The sequence below is a fragment of the Fibrobacter sp. UWB2 genome (genome assembly GCF_002210425.1).
In the GTDB taxonomy this organism is placed as follows: Bacteria; Fibrobacterota; Fibrobacteria; order Fibrobacterales; family Fibrobacteraceae; genus Fibrobacter; species Fibrobacter elongatus.
The window spans coordinates 128,766-149,600 of the sequence record NZ_MWQK01000005.1 but is presented as its reverse complement, the minus strand read 5'-3'; the positions used below and the strand labels follow the sequence as shown (position 1 = coordinate 149,600).

Annotated in this window: 20 protein-coding genes; 18 read left to right on the top strand and 2 right to left on the bottom strand. The window is 51.5% G+C overall.

Annotated elements, in window-relative coordinates:
- Nucleotides 1-46 precede the first annotated feature (46 nt).
- The 7 genes from B7982_RS10875 (at nt 47) to B7982_RS10845 (ending at nt 7,707) form a co-directional block, all read left to right on the top strand.
- Nucleotides 47-571 carry an FISUMP domain-containing protein gene (locus B7982_RS10875; RefSeq protein WP_088660774.1) on the top strand — a complete coding sequence of 175 codons (525 nt, stop codon included), beginning with the start codon at nt 47-49 and terminating at the stop codon, nt 569-571.
- A 192-nt stretch (nt 572-763) separates the two neighbouring features.
- Complete coding sequence (locus tag B7982_RS10870) at nt 764-1,081, top strand: hypothetical protein (RefSeq protein WP_088660773.1); 318 nt, start codon at nt 764-766, stop codon at nt 1,079-1,081.
- Nucleotides 1,082-1,089: 8 nt separating this feature from the next.
- On the top strand, nt 1,090-2,013 hold the full coding sequence (locus B7982_RS10865; protein ID WP_233138514.1) for an ABC transporter ATP-binding protein: 924 nt from the start codon (nt 1,090-1,092) through the stop codon (nt 2,011-2,013).
- Entirely contained in the window at nt 2,000-2,803 is an 804-nt protein-coding gene (locus B7982_RS10860; protein WP_088660772.1) for an ABC transporter permease, read from the top strand. Before B7982_RS10865 ends, B7982_RS10860 begins: the two co-directional genes overlap by 14 nt.
- The gene (locus B7982_RS10855) at nt 2,800-4,458 is read left to right on the top strand and encodes a type IV pilus twitching motility protein PilT (protein ID WP_088660771.1); all 1,659 of its coding nucleotides are present in this window, start codon (nt 2,800-2,802) and stop codon (nt 4,456-4,458) included. The genes B7982_RS10860 and B7982_RS10855 overlap by 4 nt, the downstream gene beginning before the upstream one ends.
- Before the next feature lie 11 nt (nt 4,459-4,469).
- Nucleotides 4,470-5,477 (top strand): ATPase, T2SS/T4P/T4SS family, encoded by a 1,008-nt coding sequence (locus B7982_RS10850; protein ID WP_088660770.1) that lies wholly within the window; start codon nt 4,470-4,472, stop codon nt 5,475-5,477.
- The gene (locus tag B7982_RS10845) at nt 5,449-7,707 is read left to right on the top strand and encodes a patatin-like phospholipase family protein (RefSeq protein ID WP_088660769.1); all 2,259 of its coding nucleotides are present in this window, start codon (nt 5,449-5,451) and stop codon (nt 7,705-7,707) included. The genes B7982_RS10850 and B7982_RS10845 overlap by 29 nt, the downstream gene beginning before the upstream one ends.
- A gap of 2 nt (nt 7,708-7,709) precedes the next feature.
- On the opposite strand, the gene mltG is transcribed toward B7982_RS10845, so the two are convergent.
- Nucleotides 7,710-8,723, bottom strand: a complete 1,014-nt coding sequence (mltG, locus tag B7982_RS10840; protein WP_233138513.1) for an endolytic transglycosylase MltG — start codon at nt 8,721-8,723, stop codon at nt 7,710-7,712.
- Nucleotides 8,724-8,825: 102 nt separating this feature from the next.
- On the opposite strand from mltG, the gene B7982_RS10835 reads away from it, so the two are divergent.
- The 4 genes from B7982_RS10835 (at nt 8,826) to B7982_RS10820 (ending at nt 11,627) form a co-directional block, all read left to right on the top strand.
- On the top strand, nt 8,826-9,263 hold the full coding sequence (locus B7982_RS10835; protein WP_233138512.1) for a hypothetical protein: 438 nt from the start codon (nt 8,826-8,828) through the stop codon (nt 9,261-9,263).
- 146 nt (nt 9,264-9,409) lie between these two features.
- Complete coding sequence (locus tag B7982_RS10830; protein WP_088660766.1) at nt 9,410-10,120, top strand: AzlC family ABC transporter permease; 711 nt, start codon at nt 9,410-9,412, stop codon at nt 10,118-10,120.
- A complete protein-coding gene (locus B7982_RS10825; protein WP_088660765.1) occupies nt 10,117-10,437 on the top strand; it encodes an AzlD domain-containing protein in 321 nt (106 codons plus the stop codon). Before B7982_RS10830 ends, B7982_RS10825 begins: the two co-directional genes overlap by 4 nt.
- Before the next feature lie 86 nt (nt 10,438-10,523).
- A complete protein-coding gene (locus B7982_RS10820) occupies nt 10,524-11,627 on the top strand; it encodes a VWA domain-containing protein (RefSeq protein WP_088660764.1) in 1,104 nt (367 codons plus the stop codon).
- 189 nt (nt 11,628-11,816) lie between these two features.
- On the opposite strand, the gene B7982_RS10815 is transcribed toward B7982_RS10820, so the two are convergent.
- Complete coding sequence (locus B7982_RS10815; protein WP_233138511.1) at nt 11,817-12,941, bottom strand: GGDEF domain-containing protein; 1,125 nt, start codon at nt 12,939-12,941, stop codon at nt 11,817-11,819.
- 197 nt (nt 12,942-13,138) lie between these two features.
- Between B7982_RS10815 and B7982_RS10810 the strand changes: the two genes are divergently transcribed.
- The 7 genes from B7982_RS10810 to ptsP all read left to right on the top strand — a co-directional run bounded on the left by B7982_RS10810 (nt 13,139) and on the right by ptsP (nt 20,813).
- The gene (locus tag B7982_RS10810) at nt 13,139-14,167 is read left to right on the top strand and encodes a VWA domain-containing protein (protein WP_088660762.1); all 1,029 of its coding nucleotides are present in this window, start codon (nt 13,139-13,141) and stop codon (nt 14,165-14,167) included.
- A gap of 292 nt (nt 14,168-14,459) precedes the next feature.
- Nucleotides 14,460-15,980 carry a pitrilysin family protein gene (locus tag B7982_RS10800; protein WP_088660760.1) on the top strand — a complete coding sequence of 507 codons (1,521 nt, stop codon included), beginning with the start codon at nt 14,460-14,462 and terminating at the stop codon, nt 15,978-15,980.
- Between the two features lie 21 nt (nt 15,981-16,001).
- Nucleotides 16,002-17,084, top strand: a complete 1,083-nt coding sequence (locus tag B7982_RS10795; protein WP_088660759.1) for a hypothetical protein — start codon at nt 16,002-16,004, stop codon at nt 17,082-17,084.
- 3 nt (nt 17,085-17,087) lie between these two features.
- Complete coding sequence (locus tag B7982_RS10790) at nt 17,088-17,744, top strand: RNA methyltransferase (protein WP_088660758.1); 657 nt, start codon at nt 17,088-17,090, stop codon at nt 17,742-17,744.
- A 64-nt stretch (nt 17,745-17,808) separates the two neighbouring features.
- Nucleotides 17,809-18,729, top strand: coding sequence for an MlaD family protein (locus tag B7982_RS10785; RefSeq protein WP_088660757.1), 921 nt, complete (start codon nt 17,809-17,811; stop codon nt 18,727-18,729).
- 7 nt (nt 18,730-18,736) lie between these two features.
- Nucleotides 18,737-19,009, top strand: a complete 273-nt coding sequence (locus tag B7982_RS10780) for an HPr family phosphocarrier protein (RefSeq protein WP_073423927.1) — start codon at nt 18,737-18,739, stop codon at nt 19,007-19,009.
- On the top strand, nt 18,981-20,813 hold the full coding sequence (ptsP, locus tag B7982_RS10775; RefSeq protein WP_088660756.1) for a phosphoenolpyruvate--protein phosphotransferase: 1,833 nt from the start codon (nt 18,981-18,983) through the stop codon (nt 20,811-20,813). Before B7982_RS10780 ends, ptsP begins: the two co-directional genes overlap by 29 nt.
- Nucleotides 20,814-20,835: the final 22 nt, after the last annotated feature.

Genomic DNA, 20,835 nt, shown 5'->3' with positions numbered 1-20,835 from the left:
GCTCTTGAAAAATTCAAAAAAAAACAATCTTAAGGAGATTGAACATATGAAGTTCAAGTTCGTTGCCGTATTGGCTCTTTTTGTAACCGCAATTGCAATTACTGCATGCGAAAAAGTTGAAAACTGCCATTACGATGAATCCGCCAAGACGCTCAAATGCCAAGGCCAGACCTACTCCACCGTCGAAACAGGTGACCGCGTGTGGATGGCCGAAAACACTAACCTTGTGAATTTCGATTCCAGCTACTGCTACGGCAATAATCTCGACAACTGCAAAAAGTATGGCCGCCTCTATGACTGGAAATCCGCCAAGGACGCATGCCCCACAGGTTGGGAACTCCCGAAACAGGCTGACTTCGAAAAGGCCGACCTTAAGGCTCTCAACATCGGTAAGGATGGCTTCCGCTATTACGATGGCAAGTTCGCCGACGAAAACGTGAGCGCAAGCTTCTGGACTGCTGATGAATTCGACGAATCCCGCGCCGTGATGGTCCGCGTACAGGACAAAGTAACGTACGAACATTACAACAAGACCATCGCTGCCTCCGTCCGCTGCGTCAAAGTAAAATAGCGCTAAAACACAATCCTCTTAGCTGAATCATAACAAGAAGGCCCTGTGGCATCCCGCCGCAAGGCCTTTTTTGCGTGTATTTCGCGAAAAACGCACGATATTCGCGATTTAGCTCGCCTTTTTCATCTATAAATACATATATTCAAAATGTGAATGCCGTGCGGGTTGTACGGCATCGTTTAGAGGTTTACGATGCAGAAAATTGTGATTGTCACTCATGTGCTCAGGGCGCTCGGTTTTATCTTGGTGCTGCTTTCGCTTTTTGGCCACGAAATTATCTTGAACGTTTTCCCTGGTCTTGAAGGCAGGTCTATCAACCCGATTTTCTATTCGGGCATTATCGTGTATTTGATCGGTGCCGTCGTTTACTTTTTCATCAACAAAAAGGAAAAGGCGGATCGCCGCCGTCGTGAAATTGAAGAATCCTATAAGGCGGCTGGTCTCGGCGATTCTGATGATGTGTCTAGCGAAGATGCGGCTAGCGATTCTGAAGAAAATTCTAACAAGTGATTGCGTGTATGAGTGATTTGATGATTGAAATTGAGCACCTGCACAAGACGTATCGCAGTGGCTTTACCATGAAGCCGAAGCTTGCGCTCAAGGACGTGAGCTTCAATGTCGAAGCGGGCAAGGTGTATGGATTTATTGGACCTAACGGGGCGGGCAAGTCCACCACGATTAAGGTCCTGACGGGACTTTTGAATTTTGATTCGGGCAAGGTGCTTGTGAACGGCATCAGCCCGCGCGATGTGAAGAGTCGCCAGTACATCGGTTATTCTCCGGAACAGCCGTATTTTTACGATTACCTCTCGGGCCGTGAACTTTTGCGTTTTTACGGAAAGCTTGTGGGCCTCAAGGGCGCGGAACTCGAATCCCGCATTGGCTGGGCGCTTGAACTTTTGCACGCGAACAAGGACTGGATCGACCGCCGCTTGCGTTCGTATTCCAAGGGCATGATGCAGCGCGTGGGCATTGCCCAGGCGATTCTTGGAAAGCCGAAGCTTTTGATTCTCGATGAACCGATGAGTGGCCTCGACCCGATGGGTCGTCGCGACGTGCGCGAGGCCATCCAGCAGCTCAACCGCGATGGCGTGACGATTTTCTATTCGAGCCATTTGCTGAGCGACGTGGAAAGCATCAGCCACCGCGTGGCGATGATTGTCGATGGCAAGATTGTCCGCGAAGGGACTGTCGATGACATTACGGAATCCTGTGGTGTCGAATACCATATCCGCACGCGCGAAGCGATTCTCGGTGCCGACCTGCCGCGAGGCGTTTCTGCAACGGGCCATCCGCAAGAATACATCTGCGCCGACGATGTTGCCCGCGACCGTTTGCTCGGCTTCTGCCTCTCAAACGGGATTGCCGTAGAAAAGATGGACCACAAGCGTCCGAGTCTCGAAGATATTTTGACGGAGGAAATTGCCCGTGCAGACGCTTAAGCATATCGGCATTATTGCCCTCAATACGTTCCGCGAATCTATTCGCGACAAGATTCTTTATAACATTGGCTTTTTGGCGATTGCGCTTACGCTTTTTAGCATTGTGCTTGGCGAGTGGTCGGTGTTTGACCGCGCCTACGTCATCAAGTCTACGACGCTTTCTGTGATGAGCCTTTCGGGCCTTCTGATTTCCATCTTTGTGGGCATTAGCCTTGTGCAAAAGGAAATCCAGCGGCGCACGGTGCTCACGCTTTTGTCAAAACCCATTAGCCGTGCTGCGTTTATCGTGGGCAAGTATTTTGGGCTTTTGGCGGTTGTCGCTGTGCATCTCGTGCTTCTTACGGGAATCTATTATGCGATTCTGTGGATTACAAATTCTAGTCCGACGGTGAGCCTCCTGACTGCAATTTACCTCATCTTCTGTGAAATGGCGGTCGTGATTGCAGTGGCACTTTTGTTCAGTAGCTTCAGCAGCACGGTGCTTTCTGCGCTCTTTACGCTTGGCGTTTACTTTGCGGGCCACTTGAGCGACCAGCTCTTGGAACAGGTCAAGTTCGCAAGCCGTATGGGCGAACTGCAGGGAACGTCTTCAGCCATTCTTGAGAAGGCTGCGGTCGTGATTCATGCCGTATTCCCTGGACTTTATCGCTTTAACGTGACGAACTATGTGGTGCATGGGGTTGCGCTCCCGGACATGTACGTGTTCTGGAACAGCGTCTATGCACTTGGTTATATCGGCGTGTTCTTGGCCATCGCAAGTTGGTGGTTTAGCCGGAGGGATTTCCTATGAGAAATCAGTACATGGCAAAGGTCCTTGTGCACAACAAGGTTGTGTCCGAGGACCAGGTCAAGGCCCACTGGGGCGAAATCTCCGACTCGATGGATATCGGTCAGGTTCTTGTTCGTGCGGGAATCTTGAAACAGTCCATGTACGATAAGGTTCTTGCGTTTGTGAAGAACCTCGAAGCGAAAAACGCAAAACCCGCTGCAAAACCTGCAGAAAAGACCGCGGCAACCCCGTCTGCTGCCGCTCCCGCGCATTCCGCCGCATCAACGCCAGCACAGCCCTCATCTCCGGCACATCCTGTGCCTCCCGCGCAACCTGCGCCTACCGCTCCAGCAGTTTCTGCCGCGCCTGCTCCGCAGCCGGCGGAAGAACCCGCTATAAAGATTGAAGGCAATAGCAGCCTTTACGGCGAAGCCTCTTCTTCGACGGTTGTCATCGAAAAGGTCGAAGGCCTCGAAACGACGAGCATGGCGAGCGTGCAAGTTCCGGTCGAAAGCGAAACGCCCGCCGAAGAAACTGCGACCGAAGAACTTCCGTCGCAGTTCGCCGTTGCTACCGGCGAAGGCGAAGCCGTTGAAGCTCCTGATGTTTTGCACCCGATTACACCGCTTGCAAAAATCATCGCTTACGCCCGCAAGTTTAACGTCACGGACGTTTATCTTTACGCCGACCGCCAGATTACTATGCGCCAGTCCGGCACGCTTTTTATCGCGTCCGAAAAGGTGCTCGAAAAAACGCATTTGATGGACCGCCTGACCGAAGCGGCCGAAGGTTTTGCAGACGGCTACAAGATTGTGGTCGGCCGCAATTTCAGTAAGACTATGGGTCTCCCGGGTGTTGGCCGTGCCCGTATTTCCGTGACGTGGAACGACGTCACGCCGAGCATTTCCATTCGCATCATTCCGATGGAATCGGTGGCACTCGAGAATCTTTACTTGCCCGAATTCAGCATGCAGTTTGCAACGCTCAATAGCGGGCTTGTGCTCATTGCGGGCCCGTCGTCGAGCGGCCGCTCCACGACGATGAACGCCTTTGCCGAGTGCATCGCCGCGAATCGCCAGGTGTTCATCCAGACGGTCGAAAAGCCGATTGAACGCTTGCTCCAGAATCCGAACGGCTCCATTGCCCAGCGCGAAGTCGGCTTGCATGTGCGCTCCGGTGCCGCTGGCATCGAACTCGCCATCCGCACCGGCGCTGACGTGATTCTCTTTGACCATCTCGAAACGATGGAAGAACTTTCCCTGCTCATGCAGGCTTCGAACGCGGGCGCTCTCGTGTTTGCGGTCGCGAGCGGTAACAATATCAACGCGCTTCTTTCGCGCCTCCTCATGTCCGTGCCGAGCGAGAACCGCAGTGCCTTTGCATGCTCACTTGCTGAACAACTCAAGGGCGTCATCGTGCAGCACTTGATTCCTGCTGTGCAAAACCAGGGTCTTGTGCTTGCAACCGAAGCGATGAAAGTCACGTCGACGATTGCGGGCATGATCCGCAAGTGCGATGTGTCGCAGATCCTCTCTGCGATTAGCAACCAAAAAGATCAAGGCATTACGCTCGACGATTCTTTGCAGATGTGCGTAGAATCCGGTTACATCGAAGGCAGCGAAGCCTGGAAACGTGCAAACGACAGCCGCCGTTTTGCGTCTTACCGCAAGGTTTAGCGAGGTTCATCATGGCATCAGAAATTGAATCTCTTTTGGAATACGCCTTGAACATCGGGGCAAGCGAATTGATTGTGACCGAGGGCGCTCCTTCGGCGGTCCGCTTTGCTGGCCGCGTCTGTGCGGTCCCCGAATCTACAGCACTCCCGTTTGGTTCTCTGCTTGAGTTTTTAGGCGCGCTCGATGGCGAGTCGGGTACGTTTGTCGGTGGCCCTTGGGTAAACACCAAGTGGCGCGTGAAGTACTTCCGCGAAGCGCTTGGCAATGCGGCAATTTTCCGCCCGCTTATGGCGGAATGTCCGGATTTTACATCTCTTGGCGCGCCCGCCTCGCTTGATAGCTTGCTCGGTCTCAGTTCCGGTCTCGTGATTTTTGCAGGTCCTGCGTGCTCTGGGAAAACGGTAACGGCAACATCTTACGTCTCTGCAATGTGCAGTTTTGGCATTTTGCGATTCTGCGATTTGGACGAAGGCCATGAATTGCCTGTGAAAACCGGCGAAAGCTTAAAGCTTGTGAATACGGTCGGCTCGACCTCCGAAAAACTGGAACAGGGCCTCCGCAGCGGTACAGACCTTTTCTGGCTTGGCGATTTTGACGGCTCGTCGTTGATTTCCATTTTGCGTGCCGCAGAGTCTGGCGCCTTGGTTGTCTTGAACGTGACGGCGGGTAACGCCGTTGGCGTTATCGATGCGCTCCTTTCTGGTGTTTCTCCTGAAAACCGTGACCTTGTCCGTACCATGCTTGCGGCATCTCTCAAGGCTGTTGTCGTGCAGAGACTCTTGCCCGCTGCAGCTGAAGGCGGTGGCGCCGTTTCGGCCTGGGAAATCCTTTTTAACACGCAAAACGTGGCTGCTCACATTCGCAGCGGCGAACAGTTCAAGCTCACGTCCGTGATGGCTTCCTCTTCATCTGAAGGCATGCTCTTGATGGACGATTGCTTGGCAGAACTTGTTCGCTCTAACTATGTGACTGCCGAAGAGGCAGGTAGGTATGTTTCCAACCCCGCACGGCTGGCTTAAAAAAACGCTCCTTTGGGCAGTGGCGATTGCTGCTGTTTATGTGGCGCCTGCCCAGGCGGCACATTCCGCTGATGAAACTCTTTTGAGCGCCATGCAGTTGGTGCCCGATTCGCTACAGGCCAAAAAGACCAAGTCCGTGCTTTACATTGGTGGCGGCGATCGTTCTCCCTGGTTCCATTTGGGCGCCTTGTATGCACTGGAAGAATACAAGATTCCCGTGGATTCCATTGTTGCAACTTCGTGGGGTGCCTGGATGGGTGCACTTTGGTCGCTCGGCGTCTCGATTGACGATATCCAGCGCTTGATGATGGATCCGCATGTCGCTGACTATTTGGGAGTCAACGAAATTGACGCTAAGACGGAACACGATGCCTTCCGTTTGCCTGTTTCGGTGGATGGACTTCCGTCGCTTCGCCAGAGGTTCTCGTTCTATGCGGATTCTGCGGGAAACGTCTATCGCAGTATGCATGCGCTTGTCCCGGATACCGCTTCCATTGAACGCTCGCTTTCGCGGCTCCGCTTTGAAGAATCGCTTTACCGCCAACGTGGCTCCTACCGTATCCCCTTTACGCTCCAGACGTGCGATGGCGTTATCGAAAATCCGTCGTATGCTGATATTGTGAATTCTCTCCCGCTTGCGGGTAACGATAAGTCTGGTGAACTTTGTCCGTACTTGGCGCTCCCGCTGTCTAAAAATCAGCAAGAGGCCTCGTTGATTGTTGTTGCAGACCCCATCCGCTATGAACTTGGCGGAAAGCCGGAAATGAAAACCCTGAAGAAGAATATGTTGTCCAAACTCTCCGACCAGGGAATCTTTGTGAGGGCACATTCCATTCGCGATACGTCTCGCAAGTCCATGATCCAGGCGGGTTTTTCGGCCGTGGAAAGCCGCTTGCGCGAGATTATTCCGGTGGTCGATGGACGCAGGGAATACACCAGTAAGCAAACTTCGGACCCGTGGTTTGAATTCAATCCGGTGTTCGATAGCCTTTCGGCGGAGCACCATTCCTCTGTGTTGTCTTACTGGAATCCTGACGATACGGGCTTTGTCGCCCCTCGAAATTTTGCCTACGCCATTTCGGCCAAGGCTCCTTACGATACAGTCTCGTTGAGCATGCAGCCCGATGGCGGACTCTTGATTGATGTGGGCGTGCACCCGACTATTGATGTCGCCGCTGGTGGATTTGGCTCTAACGTGATTGGCGCAAATGCGTATGGGGAGTTGACTCTCAGTTACGTGAACCAGATGGAAATTACTTTCAGGCTTGCCGGTTTTTACGGGATGTCGTCTTACGGATTCCGCCCGCGTCTGGAACTTTCGAACTTGATTAGCCGTCGATGGAAATTTGGCTTTGGCTATGACATGATGAAGCTCCGCTACCTAAAGACTTTTGAAAACGACTACATCCCGAACGAGAACCGTTTTGCATACGAAAAACGCAATGATCTTTTCTTGTCGGCAAAGTATGCGATTGATAAAATGCAGTCCGTCGAGGTCAAGTTCCTGTTTGGCAGTCGTGATTTCGAACTTAATCCGAGCGCTATTCCCGAGGTGGATTTCTTTGATGATTATATCGTGAATACGAGCAGTAAATATGAAACGAGCCCTGTAACGCAAAGTGTTCATTATTCTTTATTGAACGGCGAAGACGACCCCTGGTTTGCCTCGAAGGGCTATGCTGCAAATGCATCTGTCGGCTTGAACTTGATTGGTTACGGATTCCACCAGCGTGGCCCGATTTACGGCATTTATACGCTCGATGGAAGACTCACTTACTCGCCGACCCGCAATACGACGGTAACTATGGGAACGGCTCTAGGCTTTGATGCTTACCGCGATGGACATTTCATGTATCCCAGGAATTTTGACAATACGGCGATGGAAGATCGCTACCGTCTGCATGTGGCGGCAACGCCGTGGTCTGGGGACTGGCTAGATCCGGAACTTTCGACGCATGGTTATGCCATGATTCGCTTGAACGGAGGCGTGCACCGCAATGGTTTTGGCGCCTGGCTCTCGTTTGCGTATGTCCATGATTTCGAAGACAAGTCTACAGCCCGGCTGAACTCAAATAAGTTTGTTTTTGAACCGGCGCTTCGCTATAAGTACCGTTCGTTTACTGTTTACGCAGGCCTAAACCGCGTTGTCGATACGGAAACGTTTGGCGATTTGAATGACTTTAAAAATTACCGATACTTTATCCGTATCGGTGACTACAGCTTGTTCTAGCGTTATTTCTTTTCGCCGCGGTTCTTGGCGGCGACATCTTTATACTTGTTGTGGTCGGCAAGGTTCGTGCTGAAGAAGTGTGTGTGCGAACCATCATCCTTTGCAACAAAGTAAAGTGCTTCGGTCTTGTCGGGGAAAAGTGTAGCTTCGATGGCCTTGCGACCCGGATTTGAAATCGGGCCGGGCATGAGTCCCGGGAACTTGCGGGTGTTGTACGGGCTATCGCTGTTCAGCTGGCTCTTGTAGATTGGACCTGTCAAGTTCTTGAAAATGAACCGCACGGTCGGGTCTGCCCCGAGCGGCATGCCGATTTTGAGTCTGTTGTGGAACACTCCTGCAATGAGGGGGCGTTCATCTGGGATGCCGGTTTCTTCTTCGACCACGCTTGCAAGCGTGAGCACTCGGTGCCAGTTGCCAAGCGCTTCCCACTTGGAACCTTTACGCTGCTTCATCTCGTCGCGGACCTTGAAGTTGGCGGCGACCATCTGTCTCAGTATGGACTCTTCGTCGGAGTTGATGGCGAACGGGTACGTGTCCGGCAACAGGTACCCTTCGAGAGAGTTGCCTTCGATGCCGAGCGAGCGGGCGAACTTCGGGTCCTGGACTAGTTTGTTCCAACGGGCCGTGTCGAGGTTCGGGAAGCTCTTTTGGAGGTAGGCGGGGATTTCCCAGGAGGCGCGACCTTCGGGGATGGTCACCTTGCGGACGGCGTTTTTGCCGCTCTCGAACAGTTCGGTGAGCTCATCGAGCGTCTGGTGGGCGGGGACCTCGTACCACCCTGCCTTGAGGGCCGGTTTGTTCAATTTGCACCATAAATTGAACGCTAGGTCGTCTGTCCAGACCCCTTTTTCGTGTAAAATTTGTAAAACTTTTGTGGGGGAACTGCCCTTTGGAATCTCCAAAATGACAGTTTTTTCGTTGAGTGAAACGGCGCTCAACCGTTGATTTACGTGGAAATACGCAAAAACAGCGATTAAGAGGAGGATAATGGCGGTAATTGAAAAAATCTTCTTCATTGCGTAAAAATTTAAAAGAAAATGCAACGGATTGGCAAAATAAAAGGTATATTCGTATAGCATTGTTGAATATTTCCCTTGTTTTGAGGATTCGCTATGAAAATGATGAAAAAAATTATGTTTGTCGCCTTCGCTTTGTTGGTTGCCTCTTCCTTTGCAGCCAAGAAGGTCAAGTCTAAGATTGGCGACGTGGAACTCACCAAAGAAAAAGATGGTGGCTCCGTAGTCTGCACGGCTAGCTTTAACGACGAAATGACCGTCTTGAAAGAAGGCGATACCGAAGTCCTCGTGAAGGGCGCCTGCGGTCAGGGCTGGGTTCCGAAGTCCAAGATTGAATACGTTGCCCAGAAGGCTGGCGACAAGTCCATGAAGTTGGAAGACGTGGACATTGTGGGCTGGCTCGATAACCCGAGCGCCGTGTTCGTGTTGGAAAACGACGACATCGACTTCGACGGTGTGAACATCGACCGTGACTTCAAGGAATACTTGCAGCACACGATGGACCGTGAAACTATGGAAATGCGCAACGGCGAAAACTAGTTGCTGAGCATTCTCGAATGTTTTAACCCGTGGCTAACGCTGCGGGCTTTTTTTATGCCTTTAGCCCACTCCCTACAATTTTTGCATGTATTTAAATATTTGCATAAATTCCCCAAAAGTCTCTTAAAAATGCTATCTTTGCGCCCATGAGTTATTTGAAGGGCTTAAAGGACGGTTCGCCGATTGGGCTTGGCTACTTTGCCGTCTCGTTCTCTTTCGGTATTGCTGGCTCGAAGATCTTTTCGTGGCCGCTTGTGACGCTTATATCCATGACGAACTTGACCTCGGCAGGCCAGTTTGCAGGGCTTCAGATTATGGCAGATGCCGCCGGCACGTTTATCGAGATGGCGCTTGCGACGTTCTTTATCAACCTCCGCTATTCGCTGATGGCGATTTCCTTGTCCCAGAAGGTTTCTCCGGACTTTGGTACGGTGAAGCGCCTTTTGCTTGCGACGGGCATCACGGATGAGATTTTTGCGGTTGCCATGTCACAGAAGCGCGTGACGCCGATATATTTTCTTGGGCTTTCGACGCTCCCGTACATTGGCTGGTCGCTTGGAACGCTAGTCGGTGCCATTTGCGGTGAAATTCTCCCGGCGATGGTGACGAACGCCCTTGGCGTTGCGCTTTATGGCATGTTTGTGGCAATTGTCGTTCCGCAGATGAAGGTGCATGGCCCGACGGTTTTTGCGGTCGTGATTGCCGTTGCGCTCAGTTGCGCATTCAAGTTCTTCCCGCCGTTAAGCGGCGTGTCTGTCGGTTTTGCGATTATCATTTGCGCTCTTGTGGCGTCTTTTATTGCGGCTTGGCTCTTCCCGATGGAAAATGCCAATGCAGATGACGAGGAGGCCAAATGAATATCGACATGCAGACTTATCTGATTTACCTGTTTGTGATGGCTAGCGTGACGCTGTTCTTGCGTGCGGTGCCGTTCATTTTGCTGCGCAAGAAGCTCAAGAGCGTGTTTTGGAGCTCGTTCCTCGCTTATGTGCCCTATACCGTGCTCAGCGCGATGACCGTCCCTGCAATATTCTTTGCGACGGATAGCCGCCTGACGGGCGCCTGTGCGCTCCTTGCCGCCGTGGTCGCGTCTCTCTTTGGCGGTGGCCTTGTGACAGTCGCTGTTGTATCGTGTCTCACCGTGCTCGGTGTCGACGGACTCATGCTGTTGTAGAATTCGGTTTTCGGAATTGTCTCCGCGACGACTAAATTGTATATTCTTGCATGTAATTTGTCGTTTTTCGTTATTTTGGAGCTGAAATGGATATTGGAGCCCTTCATTTTCAAAATCCCGAAGCCTTTTGGCTGTTGTTGTTTGTCCCGCTGTTGATTGCGCTTTATGTTTATCGCCAGCAGCGTCGCAAGAGTACAATCAAGTTCCCGGCGCTTGCCATTGCAAAGAAGGCGGTGCCGAGCCGTCGTGTAAAGTTTAGGCATATCGTCCCGGCTCTCCGTTTGGCCGCCCTTGTTTGCTTTGTGGTGGCGCTTGCCCGCCCGCAGAATGCGATGGAAGTCGAATACACTTCGACCGATGGCGTCGATATCATGCTTGCGCTTGACGTTTCGGGCTCGATGGGCACGCTCGACATGCTCACCCGTAGTGAACAGGCAAAGCTTGGTACGATGAATGCCGAAAAATTCTTGAAGCGTGGTGAATACTGGAAGTTTAGCCGCCTGGGTTACGCTCAGGACGTGATTGCCGAATTCATTGGCAAACGCCATAGTGACCGCATTGGACTTTCGGCATTTGGCGCCCGCTCGTTTACGCAGTGCCCGCTTACGATGGATTATGGCTCCCTGCTCGAAATCTTGAAGGCAAGCGACGACCTTGCCCGCGATACGCTTGTGAATAACAGGACCGCTATTGGTGATGGACTTATGAATGCACTTGCAAGGCTCAAGATGTCCGATGCCAAGTCCCGCGTGGTGATTCTCTTGACCGATGGCCGCGACAACGCTAGCGTCGTCCCGCCGGTACGTGCCGCCGAAGTGGCGAAGTCCCTGGGCGTGAAGGTTTACACCGTTGGCGTCGGTAAAAAGAGCGGCAAGATTCTGGCGTTCCAGCAGAACCCGTGGACGGGTGATATCTCTTGGGGCGAACGCGATATTACGCCTGAAGAAGGCATTGACGAGGACGTGCTCAAGGCGATTGCTTCGAAGACGGGTGGACGTTTCTACCGTGCCGAAAACAAGGCCGAACTCGAAAAGATTTACTCTGAAATCGATGAACTCGAAAAGACGGAAATCGAGACGATTGCTTACGCCCGCTACGCCGAAAAATTCTACCCGTGGCTTTTGGTCGGGGCGCTCCTCATTTTGCTTGAACTCGTCCTTGCAAACACCCGATTCGTGAGAATCCCGTAAGGGATAGCTCGTCATCCTGAACGTAGTGAAGACAACCTCGAAAGGCGAGCGTTGCAGCCATGCTTGCATGGCTATAACCGAGCCAAAGAGGTTGGGGCTTGCCCCCATCCAGTGATTTCTTGTTTGCTTAAATCGGAACTTAACTGGATTCTTCGTCCTGTCGGACTCAGAATGACGTTGTTCTATCAATTACTCTCTCGGTGCCGGAGTTTCAGGCTTGTAGCAGTTCTTCTTGGCTTCGGCAAATATCTGCGAAATATTGCTTGTCGAAATGTTCGAAATTTCGGCGTAATGCAGACTGAACGAAATCTTCCATGTGGTCATGTCGGATTGCATGCTGTCGCGGTCGCATTCGCGTACAAGCTTTTGGCAGAAAGATTCGATTTCAGAAACTTCGTCGCGTTCCATGATGATGGCAAACTGGTTTTCGCGCGTCCTTGCGAGGAACGCATTCTGGCCTCTGCACTGGCGCTTGAAGAATGAGGCTAGGTCTGCAATGACGCGGTCAGACATCTCGTAGCCGAAGTTGCGGACGATGTCCTTGAAAAAGTCTACTTCCATCACGAGAATGAACAGGCGCTTGCTTGCGTCCTGGTGTTGTGTGATGTACTGGAGGTACTCGATCAGTCGGATCTTGTTGTTTACGCCCGTGAGCGGGTCCGAGGTGATTCTGTACTTCAGGAGGGTAACGTAAACGTGCAGGAGCGTGAGCGCAAAAATCGGGTCCGTGAGCGGGACTTCAGGAATGAAATACTGGAGAATGCAGGAACCGCTTGGGACAAGGGCGATAAACGAAAGGTAAAACGCTTCTTTGCGGTTCGTGGAGTTCTTTTGCGAGATGGCGTGCTGGATGCCGAGGACCATCGTCGCGAGGATGTAGATGAAGTTCAAACCGATAAGGAACGGCAACAGGCGCCTGAACTGCAAGGACGTCGTATGGCAATTGTTTGTGAATCCGTAAATGCTGATGCCGATGCAAATGAAAATGCCGATGATGCTCGGGGTCGAAAACAGCGGGAACAGGTGCTTGTACGAGTAGACGCTCTTGCGGATTCGGAGGAAGATGAATGAGAACCACAGCTGGGCGAGCAGGAGCGAGGAGCTCAGGCTCAGCGCATACATGATGGCGTAGATGACACAAATCTTCTGGTTGCTCGAGTAAAGATCGCTTTGCACATGGACAGAGTACAGCATCTTGGTCACCGTGCTCAAGACGATGTAGATGATTGTATCGATGATGGTAAAGCCGAGGATGCGCTCTTCGAGGTGCCTAAGAATACTATCCTTGAACTGTAGCAGTGTAATGATTAGCACTGCTATGCAAATGACGTTGATTTCTATTAAGCCTATATAAGACATTCTCGCAACCCTTGTTGGAAATATAACTATTTGCACGCTTTTGGTAAGAAGACTTTATGAAAAGAAATCAAAACCTTTTCAAAAGTTTTTTCTCGTAGACTTTTGTATATTCTTGGTGCTTGTTGATGCAAGATTTTTTATCGGAGTAGATAATGAGATTTGCCGAACCGAATTTTTTGTGGGGCCTTTTTACTCTGCCTCTATTTGCGCTTCTGTTTGTGTATGCTTACCATCGCCGTAAAAAATTGGCGGCACGCTTTGTTTCGCTCCCTATGCTCTCGAAACTTTCGACGAGCGTTTCTCCGTGGAGACGCCTCACGAAGGTCTTGCTTTTGCTCCTCGCTATTGCGTTCTTGTTCGTGGCGCTAGCCCGCCCGCAGTGGGGCCGCAAGATGGAACATGTGGAACGCCGCGGTCAGGACCTTGTGCTGTTGCAGGATATCTCGCTTTCGATGCTTGCCGAAGATGTGAAGCCGAACCGTTTGGTCCGTAGCCGTCACGAGATTTCGGCCTTCCTTGAATCGCTGACGGGGGACCGTGTGGGCCTTGTGGCGTTCAGTGGTGAAGCCCAGGTAATGGTGCCTTTGACGCTTGATTACGGTACAGTGCAGATGGTGCTTCGCGAACTCAATCCGGGCTGGCTCATGCCGGGCACGAACCTCGAAAGCGCTATCCGCAAGGGTATGACTTTGTTCAAAAACTCCGGTGGTGCAAGTCAGCATTCCGTGATGATTCTCATGAGCGATGGCGAAGAACTCGAAGCAGCCGCGGTCAATGCGGCAAAGGAAGCGGCTGAACTCGGCATCAAGATTTATACAATCGGCATTGGTTCCCGCGAAGGCGTGCCTATACCGCTCAAGGACAAAAATGGCGGTAGCGTCTACAAGAAGGATATGCAAGGGAACATCGTGACGACCCGCCTTGAAGAAGGAACGCTCCAGGAAATCGCTAGTGTGACGGGTGCGCTTTACTTTTATGCAAGTCCGGGCGAGTTCCAGCTGCAAAAGGTCTTGACCGAGATTGCAACGCTTGAAAAGAAGGACCAGAGCAGCGACCGCATGGAAAATTACCAGGACCGCTACCAGATTTTCCTCGGGCTTGCTGCCCTCCTGTTCCTGATCGAAGCCGTTATCTCGGAACGAGGCCGCCGCCGCAAACAGCTTAACGGAAGATTTAGCTAAAAATGTGTATGCAGACCCCGGCACAGGGCCGGGGTGACAATGCAATGAAAAAAGGCCCGGCGCGCTCGCGTCGGGTCTTTTTCATAGGAGGGATTGAAGAAGCCTTCCTGGTGGGGCTTGTGTCTCGACTGGAGAACTGTGCGGAAGCCGGAGGTTGGCTTACTACGCGTGTTGTGGCCACTAGGAAGGCTCAAGTATTAATATATGTCTATTTCCAGAAAGGGGAGCGATAAACCTTAAAATGGTTGGTCTATTTTGGAATGTTCCTAATTAGTTTACTATTTTCTACTTGATGAAAACGAATTATTTGATCCCTGCCGCTGCTTTTGCGGCTTTGTTGGCTTTGACATCATGTTCCCTGATGCCTAAAAAGTCCTCCCATATTAAGCATACTCCGGATATGTACGCTACTGCAGTGGGGGGCTCTAGCTCCTCGAATGTATCTGCAAGTGACTTGCCGGAACACTATAGCAAGATCCAGTTCCCGGAATACAAGTATGTTGCCCCGTATCCGAAGGATTTCCGTGTAGAAATCGCAGAGGGCATTACGGGCTATATCGTAAGCGATAGCACGCTCCCGCTGGTGGACTTTACCGTCTATTTCGAAGAAAGCAACTTGCCGCAGGTGCTGAAAGACGAGGCCGCTTTTGAAATGGTCGGTACCATGATCCGTCGTGGTGCAGGTGGCGGAATCACCCCGCATGTGCTCGAAGATTCCCTGGAATTCGTGAGCGCCTCGATCTCGACTAGTGTTGGAACGTACCTCTCCGCTTTTGATATCAATAGCCTTTCGAAAGACTTCCCGTCGATGCTTGAACTCGCAAAAAAGGTGCTCACGGCGCCTGCATTCGATAAAAACCAGCTCGAAGTCGTGAAGGCGAATTACGTTACGGCTTATGAACGTCGTTTTGAAACGCCCGCCAAGGTGCTTTCTGCACTTAAGGCCAAGGTGAACTATGCGCCGAACCCGAGACTCTGGGATGCCAATTCTGCCGAGTACAAGGCCGTGACCGCCGCCGACGTGAAGCGCCTTGCCAAGGGTGTGTTCTCTTCGAAGCGCATCGTCTTTGCTCTTGCTGGCGATGTCAATAAGGATTCTGCAGTCGTTCAGCTCAAGAAGTTCTTTGCGGACTGGAATGTGGAACCTTCGAAGGCTGAAAAGCCGAAGCCGACTCCGCTTGCCTTTGCCCGTAAGCCTGGCGTTTATGTGGTCGACAAGGACATCACGCAGGCGAACATCACCATGAACCAGCCGTTTGTGCAGCGCCCGCACCCGGATTATTACCCGACGGCCGTCGCAAGCTTCATTTTGGGCGGTGGAAGCTTCAGCTCGAGGCTTATGAACCGCGTCCGCAGTGACGAAGGCCTTGCCTATAGCGTCTACAGCACGGTCGGAAACGACTACCGCGATACCGCGATGACGACGATTGCCCTCCAGACGAAGGTCGAGACGGTGGACTTTGCCATGAAGCTCATTTTTGAGGAAGTGGAAAAGCTTGCAAAGGATGGCCCGACTCCCGAAGAACTTTCCCAGGCTAAAAAGTCCCTGGTCGAGAGCCTCCCGAGCCTGTTTGATTCCCCGGCGTCAACGGCATCTATCTTTGCAAAGGGTGAATTACTTGGCAAATCGGACAATCATTATATAGATTATGTGACGGAAATCAATGCAGTGACGGCAGAGCAGGTCAAGGCGATGATCGCTAAGTATTTTGATAAGGAGAAAATGACTATTTCGATCGTCGGTCCTGTCGCCATGTTCGATTCACTGAAACCGTTCACGGTGATTCCGCTAGATAGTCTTGAATTCAGATAACCTTTAGGAGCGAGGTTTAATATGCAGGGAAGAAATTTGCGTTTTTCGTTATTGATGTGCGTCTGCTTTTGGCTTGCGCTAGGCTCTTCTCTGTCTTTTGCCGCCAAGACAGTCTCTTCGTCGGAGGTCTCCCGTAGGCAGCTCTTGATGAAAATGAAGAACAAGGACGACGACATGCGTTCGTTCTGTTCGGGCATGCACAAGTGCCTTGACATCAAGTACGAAGCCTGCACGGAAGCGGATTTGAAACCGTGGCCGAAAATCAGCTATGACGAGGAATTCTGTGGCCCGTACAAGGAAATCGTCAAGCGCGGGTTCCCGCTGGATATCAAGGCCCCGATGATGACGGACGTGTTTTTGCGCCTCGGCCGCCAGTACAGGGCTATTTACTCAAGCGAAGGAACGCTCCCGCTCGAGGTCAACGAAATTTCGTACCTGTTCGACAACATGCCCTTTACGGCAGACTTGATTAACGCTTATCTTGAATCTGAATATACGTTGGAATACAATAGCCTTAACCGCCGCTATTTCTCGGGCAGTAACGGTCATGGCCTTTCCGGTGACTTTTACTGGGCCTTGCAGGATAGTGCAGGCACAAAGACGATGTTGCGTAACATGTTCTTTGGATACGGCTATGCGCAGATTTTGAAATGGTCCCTCAAGGGAACAGCTGTCGCATTCTTGGATATGGACCTCGTCGCGCCGCGCAAGCTCAAGTACAAGCTTACTGCAGTTGTCTTCCCGGCAAACTCCGTGCTGAATTCCATTATGCAGCTGCGCGTCTTCAAGAGCGTCGTGAACTCAAAAATCGACGATGTCGTGAACGATATCAAGAAGGCGGCATCGATGTACTATGGCGGAAACAGACGCCCGCTTACGGAAAACGCCAAGTTGCGCACTCCCGAAAACAAGCGCCATATCGCAGAATATGACAAGGTGGTTGCCGGTGGCTCCTGGAAACTTGGTGATGCCGAACGCCTTGAACGTTCCCAGATGGAACTTTCTAAGCCAAAGCCGGTGGTGAAGCCGGCTGAACCGAAAGAGAAAAAAGAGTCTATTGAATCGCCTGACTTCAAGGCAAATACTTTTATAATAAAGGAATAAAAAATGAGTGAACCTAAGGACTTGGAAACTTTGCTTGCACGTGTCACGGAACGCCGTCGCGAGCTCTTGACTTCTGTCGTGAACCGCCGCACGCGCCACTTTTGCATGGTGCTCGAAGACCTGTTTGACCCGCACAACATTTCCGCCGTTATCCGCACTGCCGAAGTCTTTGGTCTCCAGGATGTTCATATCATCGAAGAAGACAATGCCTATAGCGTGAACAAGTCCATCTTGAAAGGTTCTTACAAGTGGATGAGCCTTTATCTGTACAAGAAGCGCATGCTCTGCATGGAAAAGCTTCGCGAAAAGGGCTACAAGATTGCTGTCGCCAGCACGAACACCACGAATTCCGTGCTCGACCTCGATTTGAGCCAGCCGATGGCTTTCTATCTGGGCAGTGAATTCCACGGGAATCACCCGGACACGCTTGCCCATGCGGACTATGAATTTAAGCTCCCGCAGTATGGCATCACGGAATCGATGAACGTCTCCGTTGCCGGTGGTGTGCTTATGACCTACCTCGACGTGTTCATGCAGAAGCAGGGCCGTGAAAAGTTTGCGCTCCCGCAGGCAGAACGTGACGCCCTCTTGCTCGACTGGTTGGACCGTCATGTGAACGGCATCGAGACGAACAGCCCCATCGTGAGAATCGGGGAGTAGTTTTGGGGGCTTTTTGCCCCCGCTATCCAATGCCAATCGCAAAATATGCTAGATTGTTTTTAGAATGAAAAAGAATACCGCTTTATATTTCTCCGTCGGACTAGTCGTTCTTTTAGCCATTTTCATCTTGATATTTGGCATGATTTTCTTGAACGAGAAGGATCTGCGTGAAACTTTTGATGTTTACCACTTGCGCTTTACGCAGGTGAGTACGCTTGTTTTGGATGACCCCGTGAAGATCAACGGCGTGAAGCTTGGTCGTGTGGAGTCCATTGAGCTTGCTGGGCACCGCGTGGTGGTGACGGTGAGACTCAAGTCCAACGTGAAAATCCCGAAGGATTCCGAAATCCGCGTGCAGAACATCGGCATCATGGGCGAACGCCAAATCGGCATGATTCTCGGTGACTCCGAAGAATACTACGTGCCGGGCGATACCATCTCGGGCCAGTTCGATGCGGGCATTGCTGAAGCTTTAGGCCTTGCCGGTGAAGTTTGCGATTCCACGAAGGTCTTGCTCGAGGCTGTAAAGACGGCCTTGAACGGAACGATTGCAAACCCGGAATTCCAGGACCGCTTCAAGACTCTCCTCGTGAAGGCCGAGAATCTTGAAGACCGCCTGATGTCTCTTGTGACGACGACCGATCCGCAGCTCAAGAAGAGCCTTGCCAACCTGAACAAGGTGACCGTCAAGGTGAACGAGCTTGTCGATGGCGTCAAGGAACCGATCAACGGCCTCTTTGCCGGGACGGACAAGGTTATGGGGAACGCAAACCAGCTCATATCTGACCTGGAAGGCGTGACAAAGCATTTGGATGGGCTGATTGCCAAGGTGCAGGCCAAGATGGATTCAAAGGACAATACCGTCGGTATCTTGCTGAACGATAGACAGCTTCATGACGACCTTGTCAAGACGGTGCACTCTGCTGACAGCCTGTTCAAGATCATCCTGCAGGATGGCCTTGACATTAATGTGGATTTCTTCTGAGGAATTGATGATTACAAAGTTACTTACCGTTTCCAACAAACTGGGTATTCACGCCCGTCCGGCCGGAATGATAGTCGATATCACGGGTCAGGCCAAGAGCGATGTATCCATCGTGTTTGATGGTTCCAAGGCCAATGCGAAGAGCATCCTTAATGTGATGATGCTTGCCATCCCTGCCGGTTCCGAAGTCAAGTTCGAAATCGATGGCGAGGATGAAGAGCTCGTCGTTCAGCAGTTGGAAAAGCTTTTTGATGACCACTTCAACGAAGAACCCTGCTGATTTTGTGGCAAAGACCGCCAATGAAGTGAAGTCCCAGAGGATTGAACTCGTTGGCGTGCCGTCGTCCCCTGGCTTTGCCATGGGTACGGTTTTCCCTGTTGCAAACCGTGAATTTTCCGTGGTCGACGAGACTCTCCCGGAGAGCCGTCTTGCTGCAGAAGAGCAGATGTTCCTGAAGGCCATCAGCAAGACCTCCAAGGAAATCGCCCATATTAAGGAAATTTCGGAAAGCAGAGCTGGCGTCAAGGACAGCCTGATTTTTGCAACGCACCTGATGATTTTGCAGGATCCGGGACTCGTGAATGGAGTCCTCGACAAGATCAAGAAAAAGCACAAGAATGCGAAGTGGGCGGTGCACGTTGTATTTAACGCCTACATCGAAAAGTTTGAGAAAATTGATTCTCCTGCCATGCGCGACAAGGCGACAGACCTTAGGGACCTGTACAACCGCCTGATGTCTGCGATGGACGACTCCGGACCGGTATTGGAGGATGTGTCTGACGAAGAAGGCATTGTCCTTGTGGCCCATGAGTTTGTCCCAAGCTTCTTGATGACTTTGAAGCCAGGGCAGGTAAACGCAATCGTGATGGATACCGGTGGCCGTACAAGCCACGTGGCCATCTTGTCGAGAGCGTTGCAGATTCCGGCAGTGTCCGGCCTTAGAAATGTGGCGGCCCTCGTCAAGAGCGGCGATACGATTATCGTCGACGGTGCTGATGGTAAGGTTATCATCAACCCGAACGAAGAGGATATCCGCAAGTTCCACGAACGCCAGGAAATGTTCGAACGCCAGCGCCGTGAACTTTTCACGATGCGCCAGCTGGAACCGATGACTCGTGACGGCAAGTACATTGTGCTGCACGCTAACATCGAAATCCCGACCGAAGCAGATAAAGTAACTGACTTTGGTGCGACGGGCATTGGCCTTTACCGTTCGGAATTCCTGTTCTTCAGGAAGGATACCCCGACCGAAAAGGAACAGGAAAGCGCCTATAGGCATATCCTCGAAAAGATGGACCCGTATCCGGTGGTTATCCGTACGCTTGATGCGGGTGGCGACAAGCTTGTTTCGGGAGTCTCTGCGGTGAACGAATCGAACCCGTTTATGGGTTGGCGTTCTATCCGCGTGTGCCTGGATCGCGAAGACATTTTCATTACGCAGTTGCGAGCTCTGTTGCTTGCAAATACAAAGGGCAACCTGCGCATCCTCTTGCCGATGATTTCTAGCATGACGGAACTCAGACGTGCAAAAGCCTGCATTGCCAAGGCCCGCAAGCAGCTTGAGGATGAAGGCCATAAGCTCCCGGTCGTGAAAATTGGCTCGATGATCGAAGTCCCTGCGGCCGTGATGATTGTGGACAAACTTGCTAAGGAAGTGGATTTCTTTAGCTTGGGTACAAACGACTTGATTCAGTTTACGCTTGCCGTTGACCGTACAAACGAACTTATTACCGATATGTTCCAACCGCACCATCCGGCTGTGCTTAGCATGATTTACCAGACTGTGGTAGCGGCACACCGTGAAGGAATCCCCGTGGCTGTTTGCGGTGAAATGTGTACGGACCCGATGAGCGTGCTTTTGCTGGTTGGACTTGGTGTTGATGAACTTTCGATGACTCCGTGGAGCGTGATGACCACGAAGAAGATTATTCGTTCTATCAACTTTGAAGATGTTCGTGATGCTGCGTTGACAGTCCTGCAAATGGAAGATGCCGAGAGCGTTAATGCGTTTTTGCATAAAAAGTATGCACAGACCATTATGGAACTTGGTATATCTGGCTTTGTGGGACAGGTTGAAAAATAAAAACAGTTGGTTTGCTGATGAA

Coding starts and splice junctions, on each gene's coding strand:
- B7982_RS10800 (WP_088660760.1), top strand. CDS start 14,460: ATGAAAACGAATTATTTGATCCCTGCCGCTGCTTTTGCGGCTTTGTTG.
- B7982_RS10845 (WP_088660769.1), top strand. CDS start 5,449: ATGTTTCCAACCCCGCACGGCTGGCTTAAAAAAACGCTCCTTTGGGCA.
- B7982_RS10870 (WP_088660773.1), top strand. CDS start 764: ATGCAGAAAATTGTGATTGTCACTCATGTGCTCAGGGCGCTCGGTTTT.
- B7982_RS10865 (WP_233138514.1), top strand. CDS start 1,090: ATGAGTGATTTGATGATTGAAATTGAGCACCTGCACAAGACGTATCGC.
- ptsP (WP_088660756.1), top strand. CDS start 18,981: ATGACCACTTCAACGAAGAACCCTGCTGATTTTGTGGCAAAGACCGCC.
- B7982_RS10785 (WP_088660757.1), top strand. CDS start 17,809: ATGAAAAAGAATACCGCTTTATATTTCTCCGTCGGACTAGTCGTTCTT.
- B7982_RS10780 (WP_073423927.1), top strand. CDS start 18,737: ATGATTACAAAGTTACTTACCGTTTCCAACAAACTGGGTATTCACGCC.
- B7982_RS10835 (WP_233138512.1), top strand. CDS start 8,826: ATGATGAAAAAAATTATGTTTGTCGCCTTCGCTTTGTTGGTTGCCTCT.
- B7982_RS10795 (WP_088660759.1), top strand. CDS start 16,002: ATGCAGGGAAGAAATTTGCGTTTTTCGTTATTGATGTGCGTCTGCTTT.
- B7982_RS10830 (WP_088660766.1), top strand. CDS start 9,410: ATGAGTTATTTGAAGGGCTTAAAGGACGGTTCGCCGATTGGGCTTGGC.
- B7982_RS10825 (WP_088660765.1), top strand. CDS start 10,117: ATGAATATCGACATGCAGACTTATCTGATTTACCTGTTTGTGATGGCT.
- B7982_RS10850 (WP_088660770.1), top strand. CDS start 4,470: ATGGCATCAGAAATTGAATCTCTTTTGGAATACGCCTTGAACATCGGG.
- B7982_RS10820 (WP_088660764.1), top strand. CDS start 10,524: ATGGATATTGGAGCCCTTCATTTTCAAAATCCCGAAGCCTTTTGGCTG.
- B7982_RS10810 (WP_088660762.1), top strand. CDS start 13,139: ATGAGATTTGCCGAACCGAATTTTTTGTGGGGCCTTTTTACTCTGCCT.
- B7982_RS10790 (WP_088660758.1), top strand. CDS start 17,088: ATGAGTGAACCTAAGGACTTGGAAACTTTGCTTGCACGTGTCACGGAA.
- mltG (WP_233138513.1), bottom strand. CDS start 8,723: ATGAAGAAGATTTTTTCAATTACCGCCATTATCCTCCTCTTAATCGCT.
- B7982_RS10855 (WP_088660771.1), top strand. CDS start 2,800: ATGAGAAATCAGTACATGGCAAAGGTCCTTGTGCACAACAAGGTTGTG.
- B7982_RS10875 (WP_088660774.1), top strand. CDS start 47: ATGAAGTTCAAGTTCGTTGCCGTATTGGCTCTTTTTGTAACCGCAATT.